The 16,255-nt window shown below is 56.9% G+C and carries 15 protein-coding genes and 1 pseudogene; 7 read left to right on the top strand and 9 right to left on the bottom strand.

The features are described from left to right. The first annotated feature begins 66 nt into the window (after window positions 1–66). Window positions 67–1,443, top strand: a complete 1,377-nt coding sequence (gene pheP, locus PGS10_RS11150; protein WP_015367815.1) for a phenylalanine transporter — start codon at window positions 67–69, stop codon at window positions 1,441–1,443. 36 nt (window positions 1,444–1,479) lie between these two features. Here the strand turns inward: pheP and PGS10_RS11145 are convergent, their stop codons facing one another. From PGS10_RS11145 to PGS10_RS11135, 3 genes are all read right to left on the bottom strand, one after another. Next, window positions 1,480–1,896, bottom strand: a complete 417-nt coding sequence (locus tag PGS10_RS11145; protein WP_316422874.1) for an Exc2 family lipoprotein — start codon at window positions 1,894–1,896, stop codon at window positions 1,480–1,482. Between the two features lie 131 nt (window positions 1,897–2,027). Then, on the bottom strand, window positions 2,028–3,272 hold the full coding sequence (locus PGS10_RS11140) for a mechanosensitive ion channel family protein (RefSeq protein ID WP_047049418.1): 1,245 nt from the start codon (window positions 3,270–3,272) through the stop codon (window positions 2,028–2,030). A gap of 77 nt (window positions 3,273–3,349) precedes the next feature. Continuing rightward, window positions 3,350–4,777, bottom strand: coding sequence for an MFS transporter (locus tag PGS10_RS11135; protein ID WP_045393346.1), 1,428 nt, complete (start codon window positions 4,775–4,777; stop codon window positions 3,350–3,352). Window positions 4,778–4,886: 109 nt separating this feature from the next. Between PGS10_RS11135 and PGS10_RS11130 the strand changes: the two genes are divergently transcribed. Together PGS10_RS11130 and PGS10_RS11125 are read left to right on the top strand one after the other, a co-directional pair. Further along, window positions 4,887–5,756 carry a helix-turn-helix transcriptional regulator gene (locus tag PGS10_RS11130; protein ID WP_047078603.1) on the top strand — a complete coding sequence of 290 codons (870 nt, stop codon included), beginning with the start codon at window positions 4,887–4,889 and terminating at the stop codon, window positions 5,754–5,756. 24 nt (window positions 5,757–5,780) lie between these two features. After that, a complete protein-coding gene (locus tag PGS10_RS11125; protein WP_047078602.1) occupies window positions 5,781–6,818 on the top strand; it encodes a DUF2157 domain-containing protein in 1,038 nt (345 codons plus the stop codon). 142 nt (window positions 6,819–6,960) lie between these two features. Here the strand turns inward: PGS10_RS11125 and nfsB are convergent, their stop codons facing one another. The 3 genes from nfsB to PGS10_RS11110 form a co-directional block, all read right to left on the bottom strand. After that, window positions 6,961–7,614 carry an oxygen-insensitive NAD(P)H nitroreductase gene (nfsB, locus tag PGS10_RS11120; RefSeq protein ID WP_015367810.1) on the bottom strand — a complete coding sequence of 218 codons (654 nt, stop codon included), beginning with the start codon at window positions 7,612–7,614 and terminating at the stop codon, window positions 6,961–6,963. Window positions 7,615–7,734: 120 nt separating this feature from the next. Continuing rightward, window positions 7,735–8,103: an MmcQ/YjbR family DNA-binding protein gene (locus tag PGS10_RS11115; RefSeq protein WP_015367809.1), complete on the bottom strand. Its 369-nt coding sequence runs from the start codon at window positions 8,101–8,103 to the stop codon at window positions 7,735–7,737. Next, on the bottom strand, window positions 8,103–8,684 hold the full coding sequence (locus tag PGS10_RS11110; protein ID WP_047049409.1) for a TetR/AcrR family transcriptional regulator: 582 nt from the start codon (window positions 8,682–8,684) through the stop codon (window positions 8,103–8,105). Before PGS10_RS11110 ends, PGS10_RS11115 begins: the two co-directional genes overlap by 1 nt. A 173-nt stretch (window positions 8,685–8,857) precedes the next feature. Between PGS10_RS11110 and PGS10_RS11105 the strand changes: the two genes are divergently transcribed. Beyond that, window positions 8,858–9,973 carry an MBL fold metallo-hydrolase gene (locus PGS10_RS11105; protein ID WP_196796509.1) on the top strand — a complete coding sequence of 372 codons (1,116 nt, stop codon included), beginning with the start codon at window positions 8,858–8,860 and terminating at the stop codon, window positions 9,971–9,973. A gap of 32 nt (window positions 9,974–10,005) precedes the next feature. Further along, the gene (locus PGS10_RS11100; RefSeq protein ID WP_015367806.1) at window positions 10,006–10,347 is read left to right on the top strand and encodes a RamA family antibiotic efflux transcriptional regulator; all 342 of its coding nucleotides are present in this window, start codon (window positions 10,006–10,008) and stop codon (window positions 10,345–10,347) included. 57 nt (window positions 10,348–10,404) lie between these two features. Here the strand turns inward: PGS10_RS11100 and PGS10_RS11095 are convergent, their stop codons facing one another. Then, on the bottom strand, window positions 10,405–10,653 hold the full coding sequence (locus PGS10_RS11095) for a DUF1158 domain-containing protein (protein ID WP_015704686.1): 249 nt from the start codon (window positions 10,651–10,653) through the stop codon (window positions 10,405–10,407). A 500-nt stretch (window positions 10,654–11,153) separates the two neighbouring features. Here PGS10_RS11095 and PGS10_RS11090 point away from each other — a divergent pair, with 500 nt between their 5' ends. Then, on the top strand, window positions 11,154–13,877 hold the full coding sequence (locus tag PGS10_RS11090; protein ID WP_047078600.1) for a cation-transporting P-type ATPase: 2,724 nt from the start codon (window positions 11,154–11,156) through the stop codon (window positions 13,875–13,877). Window positions 13,878–13,921: 44 nt separating this feature from the next. Here PGS10_RS11090 and PGS10_RS11085 read toward each other — a convergent pair whose 3' ends face one another. Together PGS10_RS11085 and PGS10_RS11080 are read right to left on the bottom strand one after the other, a co-directional pair. Then, the gene (locus PGS10_RS11085; protein WP_047078599.1) at window positions 13,922–14,650 is read right to left on the bottom strand and encodes a phosphodiester glycosidase family protein; all 729 of its coding nucleotides are present in this window, start codon (window positions 14,648–14,650) and stop codon (window positions 13,922–13,924) included. 48 nt (window positions 14,651–14,698) lie between these two features. After that, window positions 14,699–15,814 carry a YbdK family carboxylate-amine ligase gene (locus PGS10_RS11080; RefSeq protein ID WP_047068208.1) on the bottom strand — a complete coding sequence of 372 codons (1,116 nt, stop codon included), beginning with the start codon at window positions 15,812–15,814 and terminating at the stop codon, window positions 14,699–14,701. A gap of 251 nt (window positions 15,815–16,065) precedes the next feature. Here PGS10_RS11080 and PGS10_RS11075 point away from each other — a divergent pair. Further along, window positions 16,066–16,255, top strand: a pseudogene (locus PGS10_RS11075) (hypothetical protein); the annotation flags it as partial.

Below are 16,255 nucleotides of genomic sequence, written 5' to 3'. Positions count from 1 at the left end.
CAACTTGCGACAATCCCCCCTAAGTGATAAAAGGTGCCCCTTCACAAAAACACACAGGGGAACGACGTGAAAGACGCGTCAACGTCGTCGGATGCCGTGGAAGAGAGCGGCCCGACGCTTCATCGCGGTTTACAAAACCGACATATTCAACTTATCGCCCTTGGCGGCGCGATTGGTACCGGCCTGTTTCTCGGCATTGGTCCCGCGATTCAAATGGCTGGCCCGGCGGTATTACTGGGTTACGCCGTGGCCGGTATTGTCGCTTTTTTGATTATGCGCCAGCTTGGCGAGATGGTGGTGGAAGAGCCGGTATCCGGTTCCTTTGCCCACTTTGCCTATAAATACTGGGGCCCGTTCGCCGGCTTTCTCTCCGGCTGGAACTACTGGGTCATGTTCGTGCTGGTAGGGATGGCGGAACTGACCGCCGCCGGGATTTATATGCAGTACTGGCTCCCGGACGTGCCCACCTGGGTTTGGGCGGCGGCCTTCTTCATCATTATTAACGCCGTCAACCTGGTCAATGTACGCCTGTATGGCGAAGCAGAATTCTGGTTCGCGCTGATTAAAGTGCTGGCGATTATCGGCATGATCGCCTTTGGCCTGTGGATGCTGTTTGGCGGCCACGGCGGCAGCAAAGCCGGTTTTGATAACCTGTGGAAGCATGGCGGTTTCCTTGCCACCGGCTGGCATGGCCTGGTGCTGTCGCTGGCGGTGATTATGTTTTCTTTCGGCGGGCTGGAGCTTATCGGCATTACCGCCGCGGAAGCGCAAAATCCGGAAAAGAGCATTCCGAAAGCGGTCAACCAGGTGGTTTACCGTATCCTGCTGTTTTACATCGGCTCGCTGGTGGTGCTGCTGGCGCTCTATCCGTGGGTGGAGATCAAATCCGATAGCAGCCCGTTTGTGATGATTTTCCATAATCTTGACAGCAACGTGGTGGCTTCCGCGCTGAATTTCGTCATTCTGGTGGCATCGCTGTCGGTCTATAACAGCGGCGTCTATTCCAATAGCCGGATGCTGTTCGGCCTGTCGGTACAGGGCAATGCGCCGAAGTTTCTCGCCCGCGTCAGCAAACGCGGCGTGCCGGTGAATTCGCTGCTGCTGTCAGGCGTCATTACCTCGCTGGTGGTGGTGCTGAACTATCTCCTGCCGCATGAAGCGCTGGGGCTGCTGATGGCGCTGGTAGTGGCGACGCTGCTGCTGAACTGGATAATGATCTGTATGGCGCACCTGAAGTTTCGCGCCGCGCAGCGTCGTAAAGGCCGCGAATCGAAGTTCAAAGCGTTACTGGCGCCAGCCAGCAACTACTTCTGCATCGCTTTTCTCGGTTTGATTCTGGTACTGATGTGCACCATTGACGGGATGCGTCTGTCGGCGATATTGCTGCCGGTGTGGATTATCTTCCTGTTTGCCGCCTTCAAACTGCTGCGCCGCCCGGCGTAAGGCTTATCGCCCCGCGGACTGGCGGGGCGACACAACTTATTTTATCCCGTGGAAGCCGTCCAGATAGGCGCCAGCCAGCTCATTACCAAACAGACGAGCATCTTTCGCTTCCATCGTTTCGCTCCACCGATCGCTCGCATTACCGTTGAAGGAGTGTTGTGACTTCACCCCTTCCAGCGCCTGTTGCTTAATGGCGTCGGCAACCCGCTGCGCATCGCTTTCACCCACCCCTTTTTTCCGATCTTCTTGCCCGCGGGCATAAATATCGCGGAAGTTAGGCAGGTTCATCTGATAATTTTGCTGACGGTTAACGGTGAAATTACCGCCGACGAAATCTGAACGGTGAGACACGAAGCTATAAGCATGGCGTTCTGGCGAGGTCTTCGATGAGGTGCAACCGGAAAGGAGTGCTAAAGCGCAGCCAAGCGCGACAAACGTTGTGGTTAATTTCATTATGCAGAGCGTCCTTTGGCGATAATCCATGTTGGTGAAAAGATCATCTGCTTAAACTGTGTCGACGGCTAGCCCTGAGAAATGATAGTGGAGTGAGAGTACGCTGGCGCGCAATGCGCGCCAGCCGGGAATCAGGACGACAGCGCGCCCGACAGTGAACGAATGTCGTTGCCGGTTGGCGTCTGGTGTATACGCAGGCCGAACTCGTCAACCACGGCAAAGATATGGTCGAAGATATCCGCCTGAATGCCTTCATACTCCGCCCACACCACGGTATTGGTAAAGCAGTAGATCTCAATCGGCAGGCCGTTAGCGTCCGGCGCTAACTGGCGCACCATCATGGTCATATCCTTGCGTAGCCGCGGATGGTTACGCAGATACTCCTGCAGATAGGCGCGGAAGGTGCCGATATTGGTCATTTTGCGCAGGTTGAGCACCGATGGCGCATTGGCGTGCTGTTGGTTCCACTCGTTAATTTCCTGATGGCGCGAGTCCATATAGGGCTTCAGCAATTTGGCCTGAATCAGGCGCTGTTGCTCCTGCTCGTCAAGAAAATGGATGCTGGTGGTATCGATGTTCAGGCTGCGCTTAATGCGACGACCGCCGGAGGCCGACATCCCGCTCCAGTTTTTAAACGAATCCGAGACCAGCGACCAGGTGGGGATTGTAGTGATGGTGTTATCCCAGTTGCGCACTTTTACCGTGGTCAGACCGATATCAATAACCGCGCCATCGGCGCCATATTTCGGCATCTCCAGCCAGTCGCCGAGTTTGAGCATGTCGTTGGCGGAAAGCTGGATCCCGGCCACCAGGCCAAGAATCGGGTCTTTAAATACTAACATCAGCACGGCGGCCATCGCGCCAAGGCCGCTAATCAGAATCGCCGGCGACTGGCCAATTAGCAGCGATATGATCAGAATGCCGATAATAATCGCCGTAACCAGCTTAATGCCCTGGAAGATGCCTTTTAACGGCAGCTGCGAGGCGGTGGGGAATTTTTGCGCCAGATTGAAAATCACGTCCAGCAGTGAGAAGAAGGAAAGCATGGCGTAAACCATTACCCACAGCTGCGCGCAGGTGGATAAAATTTCCGCCGCTTCGCTGCCTTTCTGCAGCCAGAGCACGGCCTGAACGTTGACGATAATTCCCTGTAGGGTGAACGCCAGGCGGTGAAAGAGTTTATTTTGCGTGATGATTTGCAGCCATAAATGGCTGCTGGCCTGCGCCCGCTTTTCGAAGGTGCGCAGTACCACTTTGTGCAGAATGAGATGAACGACAATCGCCGTCAGAAAAATAATGCCAAAGGTAATGATGAGCGAGGTGGTAGGGGTGATTTTGATGCCTAATGCGGCGATTTGCGATATTAATTCCTGCATAACGTCTCCTGTACATCCAGCGGTTATGATGACCGCTGGATGACTATTATGCAAATCAGAGGTTACACAGTTGTGAATCAGGACGCCGTCGCCGCCGGCTGCAGGTTCAGGTGATGGCGCAGCCAGAGGGCTATAGCGCCCAGCAGCAGCATCATCGCCACCTCGACCAGCAGGAAGACGATCAGCGCCTGCGCATAGTCGCCACCGCCGCGCTGGGCCAGGGTCAAGAACAGCGAGCCAAGAATGGCCGGCCCCAGGCCCAGCGTCGCCTGCTGCAGGGTACTGAGGATGGCGCTACCGGCTCCGGCGTCGCAGGCGCGAATGTCCCGCATCCCGATACGATAGAAACTGTTGACGATTAACGCCTGACCATAGCCGACTAGCGCGGTGGAGGGCACCAGCGCCAGCGTCGTGGTCCGCAGGCCAAGTTGATAAAAGGTGGCGCTCAGCAGCAGCAGGCCGCTAATCTGTACCGCCAGGCCTATCAGCAAAATGCGCCCCATGCTGTAGCGGGCGATAAGCTTCGGCGCGTACAACGCGGAGATAAAATAGGCCACCCCGAGAGCGATAAAACTGTTGCCGGACTGCCACGGCGCCATCCCAAGCCCGGCCTGCATGGTCAGCGCCATACAGAACATAAAGCCGGACCAGGCGCTGAAGAACAGCAGCGCGATAGCCATCCCAAAGCGGATACTGGTGAGCTTTAACAGCCGCGGCGGTAGCAGCGGTTGCTCGCCGCGCTGCTGTTTACGCAGCGCGCTCAGGCGCATCCAGCCGAGCAGGGGGAGTACGGCCAGCAAAAGCAGCTGTAGCTCCCATGGCCAGTGCAGTTCCGGCCCCAGCGCCATCGGGAACAGCAGGCAGCAGAGGATTAACGCCAGGCTGAAAGTTCCCTGCCAGTCGATGCTGGAATGGCTTTCGCGGCGGGTTTCCGGCACATAGCGGCGGCTAAAGGCCAACACCAGCAGGCAGATAGGCACGTTGATAAAGAAGGCGTTGCGCCAGCCGAGCCCGGCGATATCGGCGGAGACCAGCCAGCCGCCGCCCATCTGGCCGACGATAAACGCGATGCCGCCGATACCGCCGTAGAGGCTGATCGCCCTGGCGTGAGCGGTGCCTTTCAGGGTGACGTGCAGGGTGGCGAGGATCTGCGGCACGATCAGCGCCGCGCCGGCGCCTTGCAACGTTCGTGCGGCGAGTAGGGCGTTAATGGAGTTAGCCATTCCGCATAGCAGCGAGGCGATGCCGAATACCGCCACGCCCCAAAGAAACAGGCGGCGGCGCCCATAGTTATCGCCCAGTTTGCTGCCCATCGCCAGGCAGACGGCAAAGGCCACGCCGTACAGCGCGACGATAAGCTCCAGTTGGGTGGCGCTGGCGTCGAGGGAGTGGGTGATCGAATCCAGCGCCACGTTGGTTATCGAGGTATCAATTAACGGCAGCATCTGGCCGGTCAGTAACAGCAGTAAGCCGGCGCGGCCGGGTGAAACAGCAGACGAATTCATCGGATCTCTCCATTGCGTCATTCAGCGGATGGCCGTAGCATCTCCGATTAATTAAACGGGTACCAGTTCCTGTCTATACTGGTATTGGTACTACCATGTTGGAGGAATAATGACGCTAATACTGCAACGTGAGGCGCTGAATCTCGCGCCCGATGATAGCCGTAAACAGCTGGGGGCATTTCTGCGCGCCCGCCGCGAAAGCCTTGACCCGCAGCGTCTCGGCCTGCCGCGCGTCGGGCGGCGGCGGACGCCGGGGCTGCGCCGGGAGGAAGTGGCGATGCTGGCGGACGTCGGCGTGACCTGGTACACCTGGCTTGAGCAGGGGCGGGAAGTGAATCCGTCGGCGGCGGTATTAAGCGGCGTGGCCAGCGCGCTTCAGTGCAGCCCGCTGGAGACCCGTCATCTGTTCGTTCTGGCAGGCTTAACGCCCCCAGAGAATACGCAGGCCACGGTCTGCGAGGGGATAAGCCCCGGAACCCGACGCATGCTTGATAGCCTGATGCCGCAGCCCGCCAGCATTCAGAAACCGAACTTTGATATCGTCGCCTGGAATGACAGCTTTTGCCGTCTGATGGGCGTTGATTTCGCGACGATTGCCGAAGAAGACCGCAATTGTATCTATCTCTATCTCACCTGCGAAGCCTGGCGTAGCCGCATTGAAAATCGCGACGTGTTGCCGACTTTTGTTTCCTATTTTCGCGCGGCGATGGCTGAGCATCGCGGCTCGCCAGAGTGGGAAGATAAGCTGGCGCGTTTTTTCGCCGCCTCGTCGGAGTTTGAAGCGCTATGGCACCAGCGCTACGAGGTGCGCGGCGTCGAAAACCAGGTGAAAAATTTTAACCATCCGCAGCTCGGGCGCTTTAGTCTGCAGCAAATGTACTGGTATTCCGCGCCGCGCAACGGTTCGCGTCTGCTGGTCTATTTACCGCTGGATGAAACCGGAGAACAGGCGCTGGCCTGGCTGGATCAACAGGGCTAAGCCCGCAATGGACAAGGAACGCTTATGAACGTCACCCGCAAGCAGCAGCGGATTATTCAACGTGCTATCGAGCAATGGCAGCAGGAGGGGATCCTGAACAGCAGCGACGGCCAACGGCTGTCAGCGTCGCTATCTGTCCGTGCTTTCGACTGGCAGCGCCTGAGCCGCTATGCCTTCTGGACCGCGATAGCCTGCGTACTGATTGCGCTGGGCAGCCTGTTCGCCGATGCCGAACTGATTGCCGCGATTATCAATCTGTTCAGCGACTCCGCTGTCGCGCGCATTATCCTGCCGACGCTGCTGGCCATCGCATTTTATTATTGGGGGTTCCGCCGTCAGCGTCGCGAAGCGCAGTGGCACTATAGCACCGAGGCGATTTTGTTCCTCGGCGTGATTTGCACCGCCATTGCCTTGTGGCAGCTAGGCGATCGGCTGGACGACGGCAGCGGCCACGTGGCGCCGCTGATACTGCTCGGCTGCGCGATTTACGGCCTGATAGGGTATTTCGCCCGTTCCGGGCTGGTGTGGCTGTTCTTTCTGCTGGCGCTGGGGAACTGGTTTGGCGCGGAAACCGGCTACGTATCAGGCTGGGGGGCCTACTGGCTAGGGATGAGCTTCCCGATTCGTTTCGTGCTGTTCGGCGGCGTGCTGCTGGCGCTGTGCTACTTGATGCAAAATGTATTACACCAGCGGCAGTTGTTTACCGTCAGTAAGGCGATGGGGCTGACCTGGCTGTTTGTCGCGCTGTGGATCCTGTCGATATTCGGCAACTACGATTCCGAGAGCTGGTATGGGGTCAGTCAGGCGCAACTGCTGCCGTGGGGACTGCTGTTTGCGCTGGCGGCGGTGATCTGTATTTATATCAGCCTGAAAACCGACGATGGCATGCTGCGTGGATTTGGCCTGACGTTTCTCGCCATCAACCTTTACACTCGCTTTTTCGAATTCTTCTGGTACAGCCTGCACAAGGTGGTGTTTTTCCTGATCCTGGCGGCATCGCTGGCGATGATTGGCCGCTACGCCGAGCGGATCTGGCACGCCGGCGAGGGGGAGAAAAAGTAACGGTTTTTCCCTGCTAAGCGTAAGCGATCGCCGCCGTCCTCCCCGGATGGCGGCGCGTTGCGCCTTATCCGGGCTACGATCCGGCACTCGGTTGGTAGCCCCGGTAAGCGTCAGCGCCACCGGGGAGGGCAGTGCGCGGAGATTAGATCTCGGTGATGGTTGTGGACTGCGGCAGGCGGGATTTCGGCAGTGCGGCGTTGAAGTCCTCCACGCTGTGATGACCGACCGGCACCACAACTACGCTGGTATAACCTTGCGCTTTCAGGCCAAACTCTTCGTCGAGGATAGCGAAATCGACGCCTTCGATCGGCACCGCATCCAGCCCCATTGCCGCCACGCCGAGCAGGAAGTTGCCCACGTTAAGATAAACCTGTTTCGCCATCCACTGATCGTCATCTTTCAGCTCTTTGCGGTGCATATCAGCAAAGAAGGTGCGGCCTTTGTGGTTGCCGGCTTTGGCTTCCGGAGTGGCAAAACGGCCATCAGCGTCTTCCTGATCAACGACTTTTTCCAGCCACGCATCGTCCATCGCGGTTTTCGCACAGAACACGACAACGTGGGAAGCGTCGAGGATTTTACGTTCGTTGAACACGTAGGTGCCGCTGGCCGCTTTCGCGACGCGGGCTTTGCCTTCATCGCTGCTGGCGACGATAAAGTGCCACGGCTGGGAGTTGGTGCTCGACGGGCTATATTGCAGCAGCGTTTTCAGGTTTTCCGCCTGTTCGGCCGTCAGCTTTTTCGCCGGATCAAAGGCCTTAGTGGAGTAACGTTTTAAGGCAACTGAGATAATATCCATGACTCTTCCTCACAATTTTCAGCCCCTTACGGGCACATTTCGTGGGAGGAAGAGTACAGCGATGCGCGGGAAATGATAAGAGTGAAAAATGCGATAACACTTATCGCATTTATTTGAAAATCAGCCGGGACGCAGCCGACGTTGGTCTTTTTTCGCCAGCTTATCCACCACCAGATTCCACGAGTCGTCAATAAGCTCGGCAAGTAAATCCTCGCTGATATCCTCGCCCGGCACGACGGTGATCCAGTGCTTTTTGTTCATGTGATAGCCCGGCTCGATACTGCGGTAAATTTGCTGATTGAGCAGCGATTTTTGCGGATCGGCCTTCAGGTTGACGATTGCCCGCCCGCGAAGGGTCATGGTTAGCATGAAGATACGCCCGCCGACTTTAAACACGTCATACTCCGGGCCAAACGGCCAGCAGTGCTCAGTGAAAGGGTAGGTCAGCGCGATACGCTGCGCGTGATGGTGTAGCGCTTCGTTATCCATTAATGCTCACTCTCATGCAGCGCATTCCACATCGCCTCAAAACCGAGAGCGATAAGCTCACGGGCGCGCTGCGGATCGTGGCTGGCGAACTCGATGGTGGTCTCGGCCAGCGACAGGAACAGGGCATCGCCGAAAGCGCGATAGGCGTCGCTAAGGAAAACCGCTTTCACCGATAGTTGGCACATCTCGTTAAGCTCGGGAAAACTCTCTTTGACCAGGCTGCGGGTTTCATCGGTGATGCGTTCGCTCAATGCCATACGGCGAATGGCGCGATATTCCATAGGGTTACGCATCCCCCAGTCGATATAGCTGTTCCAGATATTGCGCGCGTTTTCCTTTGGGCGTTTTTCGTCAGGGTTGAGCCCGGCGATCATCGTCTGCACCAGGCGCAGCTTAATAGCGAGGTATAACTCGTTGAGCAACTCATCTTTGGTGGCGAAATAGCGAAACAGCGTCCCCTCGGCAACCCCCGCGCTGCGGGCTATCGCCGATGTTGAAGCGGCAATGCCGGACTGGGCGAAAGCGGCCGTAGCGGCTTCCAGTAACGCTTGTTTTTTATCTTCACTCTTAGGACGAGCCACTACATTTTACCTCGCTGAAAGTTAAACCCCGATCTAATCACGGCGGACCGCGCAACTGCAACGGCAGATGTCAAAAATTGAAAATAGGCTTGACGATTTTCTACTCCTTCCTAATAATGAGTGCTTACTCACTCATAATCAAGTTATATCATAAAGTCCCCTGGATGGGGCTTTTGTCTGGTCAGGATATGAACCGTGTCACCTTTAGCGTGGTCGCCATTATGTTATTAGCAGCAACAACGACATTGCCGTTTGTTCTCAATGCCGGTTTTGGCAAAGCGCCAAAGGGTGCGCAGCTTAGTCTTGTCGAACAGTCGCCGAATTACCGTGACGGCCAGTTCCATAATCAACTGCCGACGCCAGGATTCACCGGCCAGAAAAACATGCTGGCCGCGTGGTGGGATTTCCTGGTGACTAAGCGAGAAAACGCACGCCCGCTGCAGCCGTTGCCGCTGGTGAATACCGATCTTGCCAGCCTGCCGTCTGGCGAAGACGTGATGGTCTGGCTTGGCCACTCATCGTGGTATCTGCAGCTGGCGGGGAAACGTATCCTGATCGATCCGGTATTTAGCGATTATGCCGCGCCGTTCTCTTTCATCAATAAGGCCTTCCCCGGCGACTACCCGTGGAACGCGCAGCGGATGCCTGAGATCGATGTGCTGATAATTTCCCACGATCACTATGACCATCTCGACTACGCCACCATCAAAGCGCTGATGCCGAAAGTTAAACGCGTGGTGACGCCGCTCGGCGTCGGCTCGCATCTGCGCTACTGGGGAATGGATGCGGCGATTATCAACGAAGTGGACTGGAACCAGACGGTGATAATCAGCGATGAACTGACCGTACACGCGCTGCCGGCTCGCCATTTTTCCGGCCGCGGGCTGAAACGCAACCAGACCTTGTGGGCCAGCTTCCTGTTCGTCACCCCGCAGCAAAAGATTTATTACAGCGGCGATAGCGGCTATGGCCCGCATTTTAAGGCCATTGGCGAGCAGTTTGGTCCTATCGACCTGGCGATCATGGAAAACGGTCAATATGACCAGGACTGGAAGTACATCCACATGATGCCGGAAGAAACGGCGCAGGCCGCCGATGATTTACGCGCCCGGTCGGTATTACCGGGGCATGCCGGACGCTTTGTGCTGGCAAAACACAGCTGGGACGATCCGTACCAGCGGCTGGCGGCAGCCAGTGAAGGACGTGAGTGGCGTTTAGTCACGCCAATGCTGGGCGAACCGGTGTGGGTCGCTGATAAGACACAATCATTTAACGCCTGGTGGCGCTAACCGCCAGAGTGGTTCAGGAGGAGAGAAGAGATATGAATATATCCGCTCAGGTGATTGACACTATCGTGGAATGGATTGATGACAATCTGCATCAACCGCTGCGAATTGATGATATTGCGCGCCATGCCGGGTATTCGAAATGGCATCTGCAACGGCTGTTTTTACAGTACAAAGGGGAAAGTCTCGGGCGCTACATTCGCGAGCGTAAACTGCTGCTGGCGGCGCGCGACCTGCGAGATACCGACCAGCGGGTTTATGATATCTGCCTGAAATACGGCTTTGATTCGCAGCAAACCTTCACCCGTATCTTTACCCGTACCTTCAATCAGCCGCCGGGCGCGTATCGCAAAGAGAACCACAGCCGTGCGCACTGAGCGCCGGCCGCATACCAGTCCGCCTTTATCGGCGGGCTTTTTTTTCTCTCTTACTGCTTAATCTGCCAGTGAGAACCAGCGGCGCCATACCCAGCGTAATACCAGGTACTCGACGACTCCCAGCGCTAAGAACCACAGGCAGAAGATCAAGGTATAGAGCTGGTTGAGATCCATCAGGTGGAAGGATGTGACTAGCTTTTGCGCCAGCGTCAGGCCGAGCGAGGGCGCCGGCAATAGCAAGCAAGAAATCAGGGCTAACAGCAAAATGCCGGCGGCGGATAATAGCGTTTCCAGCGGGTGTTTCATTATGATGTTAATCTTCAGTTAAAAAACATATTGTCCGGTAAAAAGTCCGTTAACGCAATATGCTTTATCCGCTGATTAATTTACGTCATTCATATTATTTCTAATACTATTAATTAAAACCCCTCTGTTAATTTATTGAGTAATATTTGTGATTAAGTTAATTGCATCGTGATGTAAATTACCGTCATTTATTACCCCAGCATTTTTACAAAAGTATAAGTACTATATCCCACAATTGTGGCGATAATGATTGCCAGTACGACATACAGCGCCAGACGGCGCCCGCGGTAGATTCCAAACATGTTTTACCTCGTTTAGAAATGGTTTAGAAATACTCTGTAATATTTGTTTTCAGAACCAACTTACCATGTATTTTTAAATTTGCGAGTAAATAAATGTTGTGGCTGGATAATTTGATCTTGCTCGCAAAACGCATTAATTCATTGGCCAGAAATGATTTCAGGCTTTCCGATTCACGGAATTTAAAAGGAAACTTTATTTTGACCAGCATGATTAATCCCCACAACATCACGCCCTCGGGCGACGTCGCGCCGCAGCAGGCTTATCAGCAAACAGTCGAGGCGGTACTGGCGCAAAAAAAGAGCCATGCCGACGGTCTCAGCACCGCTGAAGCCGCCGGTCGCCTGAAATCATACGGCCCTAACGCGCTGCCGGAAAAGAAAGGCAAACCGGCATGGCTGCGTTTTCTCGCCCACTTCAACGATGTCCTGATTTACGTCCTGCTGGCCGCTGCCGCGCTCACCGCGGTGATGGGCCACTGGGTCGATACTCTGGTTATTCTCGGCGTTACCGTCATTAATGCGTTGATCGGTCATATTCAGGAGAGCAATGCCGAAAAATCGCTGCAGGGGATCCGCAACATGCTCTCCAGCGATGCCCGCGTGCTGCGCAACGGCAAGCATGAAACCATCCCCACCCGTGACCTGGTGCCGGGCGATATTGTTATTTTGCGCGCCGGCGACCGCGTTCCGGCGGATCTGCGCCTGATTGAAAGCCACAATCTACGGGTCGAAGAGGCGATCCTCACCGGCGAGTCGACGGTGGTGGATAAAACCACCGTGACGCTACAGGGCGAACTGCCGTTGGGCGACCGCACCAATATGGTCTTCTCCGGCACCACTATCAGCGCCGGCAGCGGCGTCGGTGTGGTTACCGCTACTGGTCAAGAGACCGAGCTAGGCCACATCAATCAGATGATGGCGGCTATTGAAAAGCACCGTACTCCGCTGCTGGTGCAGATGGATAAACTGGGGAAAGCGATTTTTGTCATCATCCTCGCGATGATGGTGGCGCTGTTCTTCTTTAGCCTCGCACTGCGCGACATCCCGCTTGGCGAGCTGCTGCTGTCGCTGATTAGCCTCGCGGTGGCGGCAGTACCGGAAGGACTGCCGGCGATTATCTCGATTATCCTGTCGCTCGGCGTACAGACGATGGCGCGTAAGCGGGCGATTATCCGCAAGCTGCCGACGGTTGAAACGCTTGGCGCGATGACCGTGGTGTGTTCGGATAAGACCGGCACCCTGACCATGAACGAGATGACGGTGAAAGCGATCATCACCGCCGACTGCTGCTACCGCGTTGAAGGCGACAGCTATGAGCCGCAGGGGCACATTTTCCAGGAGGGCAGCGACGAGCCGGTGGTGGTCCAGCCGGGCAGCGTGCTGGAAACCTACCTGCGCACCATCGATCTGTGCAATGACAGCCAGATCGTTCAGGACGAACGTGGTCTGTGGAGCATCACCGGCGGCCCGACCGAAGGGGCGCTGAAGGTATTAGCGGCGAAAGCCCAGTTAGCGCCGGTCGTCACCCGGCTGGTGGCGAAAATTCCGTTCGACTCGCAGTACAAATACATGGCCACCCATCAGCAGATTGGCGATGAGGAGCGGGTACTGATTACCGGCGCGCCGGATGTCATCTTCGCCCTGTGCGGCCAGCAGATGAGCAAGCAGGGGCCAATGCCGTTTGACCGTCAGTACTGGGAAGACGAAATGGCGCGCTTTGCCCGCCAGGGGTTACGGATGGTTGCCGCCGCCTGCAAACCGGCAGCCGTCGGCAGCGCCGCGTTGACCCACGATGACCTGAGGGAAGGGCTGGTGTTCCTCGGCATCGCCGGAATGATGGATCCGCCGCGTCCGGAGGCGATTGACGCGATCCACGCCTGCCAGGCCGCCGGGATCCGCGTGAAGATGATCACCGGCGACCACCCGCAGACGGCGATGAGCATCGGTCAGATGCTGGGGATCGCCAACAGCCGCCAGGCGATGACCGGCTATCAGCTTGAGCATATGGATGATGCCGAGCTGGCGAAGGCGGCGGTGGAGTTTGATATTTTCGCCCGTACCAGTCCGGAGCATAAGCTGCGTCTGGTAAAGGCGCTGCAGGATAGCGGCGAAGTGGTCGGCATGACCGGTGACGGCGTTAACGACGCCCCGGCGCTGCGCCAGGCCGACGTGGGCATCGCCATGGGCATTAAAGGGACCGAGGTGACCAAAGAGGCCGCCGATATGGTGCTCACCGACGACAACTTCGCCACCATCGCCAGTTCGGTGAAGGAGGGGCGTCGCGTCTACGACAACTTGAAAAAGACCATCCTGTTCATCATGCCGACCAACCTCGCGCAGGGGCTGTTGATCATCATCGCGCTGCTGGCGGGCAATATTATTCCGCTGACGCCGGTGCTGATTTTGTGGATGAACATGGCGACCTCGGCCACGCTCTCCTTCGGCCTGGCCTTTGAAGCCGCCGAGCGCAACGTGATGAACCGTCCGCCGCGTAAGACCGGCCAGCACGTGATGGATGGGTTCGCCGTCTGGCGCGTCGCTTTTGTCGGTTCGATGATTGCCGTCGCTGCTTTTATTCTCGAAGCCTGGCTGGCGCCGCGCGGCCACAGCGCCGAGTTCATCCGCACCGTGCTGCTGCAGATGCTGGTGACCGCGCAGTGGGTCTATATGATTAACTGCCGCAGCAGCGACAGTTTCTCCCTGAACAAAGGGTTGCTGCGCAACAAAGGTATCTGGCTGGTGACCGGCGTCCTGTTGCTGATGCAGCTGGTCATCATCTATGTACCGCTGATGCAGAACATGTTCGGCACTGAGGCGCTGCCGCTGCGCTACTGGTTCGTGACTCTGGTGATTGGTGTGGCTATGTTCCTGGTGGTTGAAATTGAGAAGCGGCTGACCCGCCGTTTCCGTAAAGCTGCCTGATCCCCTCCGGCGCCCCTTCAGGATTGAGCGGGCGCCATTTTCCTTTAGCCTGGTTTTTTGATTTCCACCGCGATCATGGTGACGAACGGATGGTACTGCCACGGTATGCTGCCGCCCTTTTGATACATTTTTGAGATGGTGCCGTCGAGGTAGAGCATCTGGCGCACGTGGAGTTTGGACTGCGCGTAACAGGCGAAATCGTAGAAATTGGTTTCACGCTCGCTAAGCATAAATACCACCCGTCCCTGCTTATCAATGCCGACGCCGTTGCGCAGTTTGCGCGAGCTGGCGGAGGGCTTCAGCCGCCAGTTGATGGCGCCGTTTTCAATCAGCATTGGCCCGGACTGCACGGCGTAGGTTATCTCAGGCGATGGCTTAAAGTTGTTGATAGGCGTTATTCCCGCCCGCTGGCCCTTCAGCCAGAATACGCCGCCGGGGCGGATGAAAAAGTTGCCGCCGCCGGAGGCGCGGTTGATCGGCTTTAGCAGCTCGCCGTTTTCGATATACAAGCCCAGCGGTTCGTAGGCCTTATCGTATATCCCGCCGTTCATCGCCATCTGGACGCTGCCGTCTTTATCGATATCGGACAGCAGCGAGCGCAACGATCCCCAGGCTTTACCATTTTGCTTTTGCCAGTACATCACGATGCGCTCCTGCTGCGGATTAACCGTATAGCTTTGCAAGGTCAGCGTCGGGTCGGTGAGCGTACAGGCGGCATGGGTAAAAGCGGTGAAGGGAAGAAGCGCAAGAGGGATCAGGCGGCGTAATAACATGAACATTCCTTTTAAATATCCTGCGCCGAGTATACCCGTTTCGCTTCCTTATGCCGCCCAAATCTCGCAATGCTTTTGTACCAGACCAATCAGCGAACCGCCGTTGGCGATGAATTCGCGCATCTGCTGCGCTTCGCTGATGGGGGACCTGGCCTGGCGCACAACCGACTCCAGCGCCGCGCTGGCATGCACCTTGTGGGCAAAAGGCGCCAATCGGTCGGCCAACTGCAGAATGTTCGCGCGGATGCTCTGCTGTTCGCCGGACCAGACATCGGTTATCACCCCGTCGAGGCCGTAGCGACAGGCCTGATAGCGGTTGAAAGGGTAGAGGAGGTAATCCTCCGGCTGATGTTTAAATGGCCGTTCGCTTAACAGCCAGCAGGCCAGCGTCTGGATAAATCCGGCGATATTCACCGCCTGGCCTATCGTCAGCGGCGTATCCATTACCCGCACCTCGACGGTACCGAACACCGGGCTCGGGCGGATATCCCAGTGCAGATCCTTCATGCTGTCGATCATGCTGGTGTAGCTCAGGCGGCGGAATAAACGCTGAAAGGCCTGCCAGTTCTCAACCCACGGCATTGGCCCGTTATCGGGATAGGAAGAGAAACGATTCAGACGCGAACAGGCAAAGCGGCTGTCGGTGCTGTCGAACCACGGCGAGGCGGCGTTGAGGGCAATAAAGTGAGGTACAAAGCGTGACAGCCCGTGCAGCAAATAGATGGCGTCATCGCCGCTCTGACAGCCGACGTGAACGTGCTGGCCAAATACCGTCGCCTGCTTTGCCAGATAGCCGAAGTGCTCGACGGTTTTCACATAGCGCGGATTATCGCTGATTTGCTGGCGCTGCCAGGCGTGGAAAGGGTGCGATCCGCCGCCGCAGATCTGCAGATGGTGACGGAGAGCGGCGCGCTGTACCGCCTGATGGATGGCGCCGAGCTGTGCGGTGGCGTGGCTAATATCGCGACAGATGCCGGTGGCTATCTCCAGCATGCTTTCGGTGATGTCGTGTTTAGCCTCTCCCGTCGTTAGTTCACTTTGCACATCGGCAATCAGCGTGGAGGCATCCTGGCTGAGGTCGTATCCCGGCGGGTTGACGACCTGTAGCTCCAGCTCAATACCAAGCGTAAAAGGCGCTGAGACGTGAAAATCGGGTAGCGTCATCGTCTTTCTCCTGTCCCCGCTTAAACTGCAAGTATAGGTGAAGCGCAGAGAGTGCGGGCGGGATGAGAAAACCCCGGTGGCGCTGTCGCTTACCGGGGCTACAGCGTTGTGCGATTTGGTAGCCCGGATGAGCGTAGCGCAATCCGGGAAGGCCGGGTGGCGTATCGCTGACACCGGTGCTGGTGGCTTCAAAATCCCCGGTAGCGCTGTCGCTTACCGGGGCTACAGAGTTGTGTGATTTGGTAGCCCGGATGAGCGTAGCGCAATCCGGGGAGGGCGTATCGCTGACACCGGTGCTGGCGGCTTCAAAATCCCCGGTGGCGCAGTCGCTTACCGGGGCTACAACGTTGTGTGATTTGGTAGCCCGGATGAGCGTAGCGCAATCCGGGGAGGGCGTATCGCTGACACCGGTGCTGGCGGCTTCAAAATCCCCGGTGGCGC

The sequence above is a fragment of the Klebsiella sp. 141153 genome, from assembly GCF_032601995.1.
GTDB classification, from domain to species: Bacteria; Pseudomonadota; Gammaproteobacteria; order Enterobacterales; family Enterobacteriaceae; genus Klebsiella; species Klebsiella aerogenes.
Note: the sequence above shows the minus strand (reverse complement) of the source record. Positions and strands in the feature narration are given on the sequence as shown.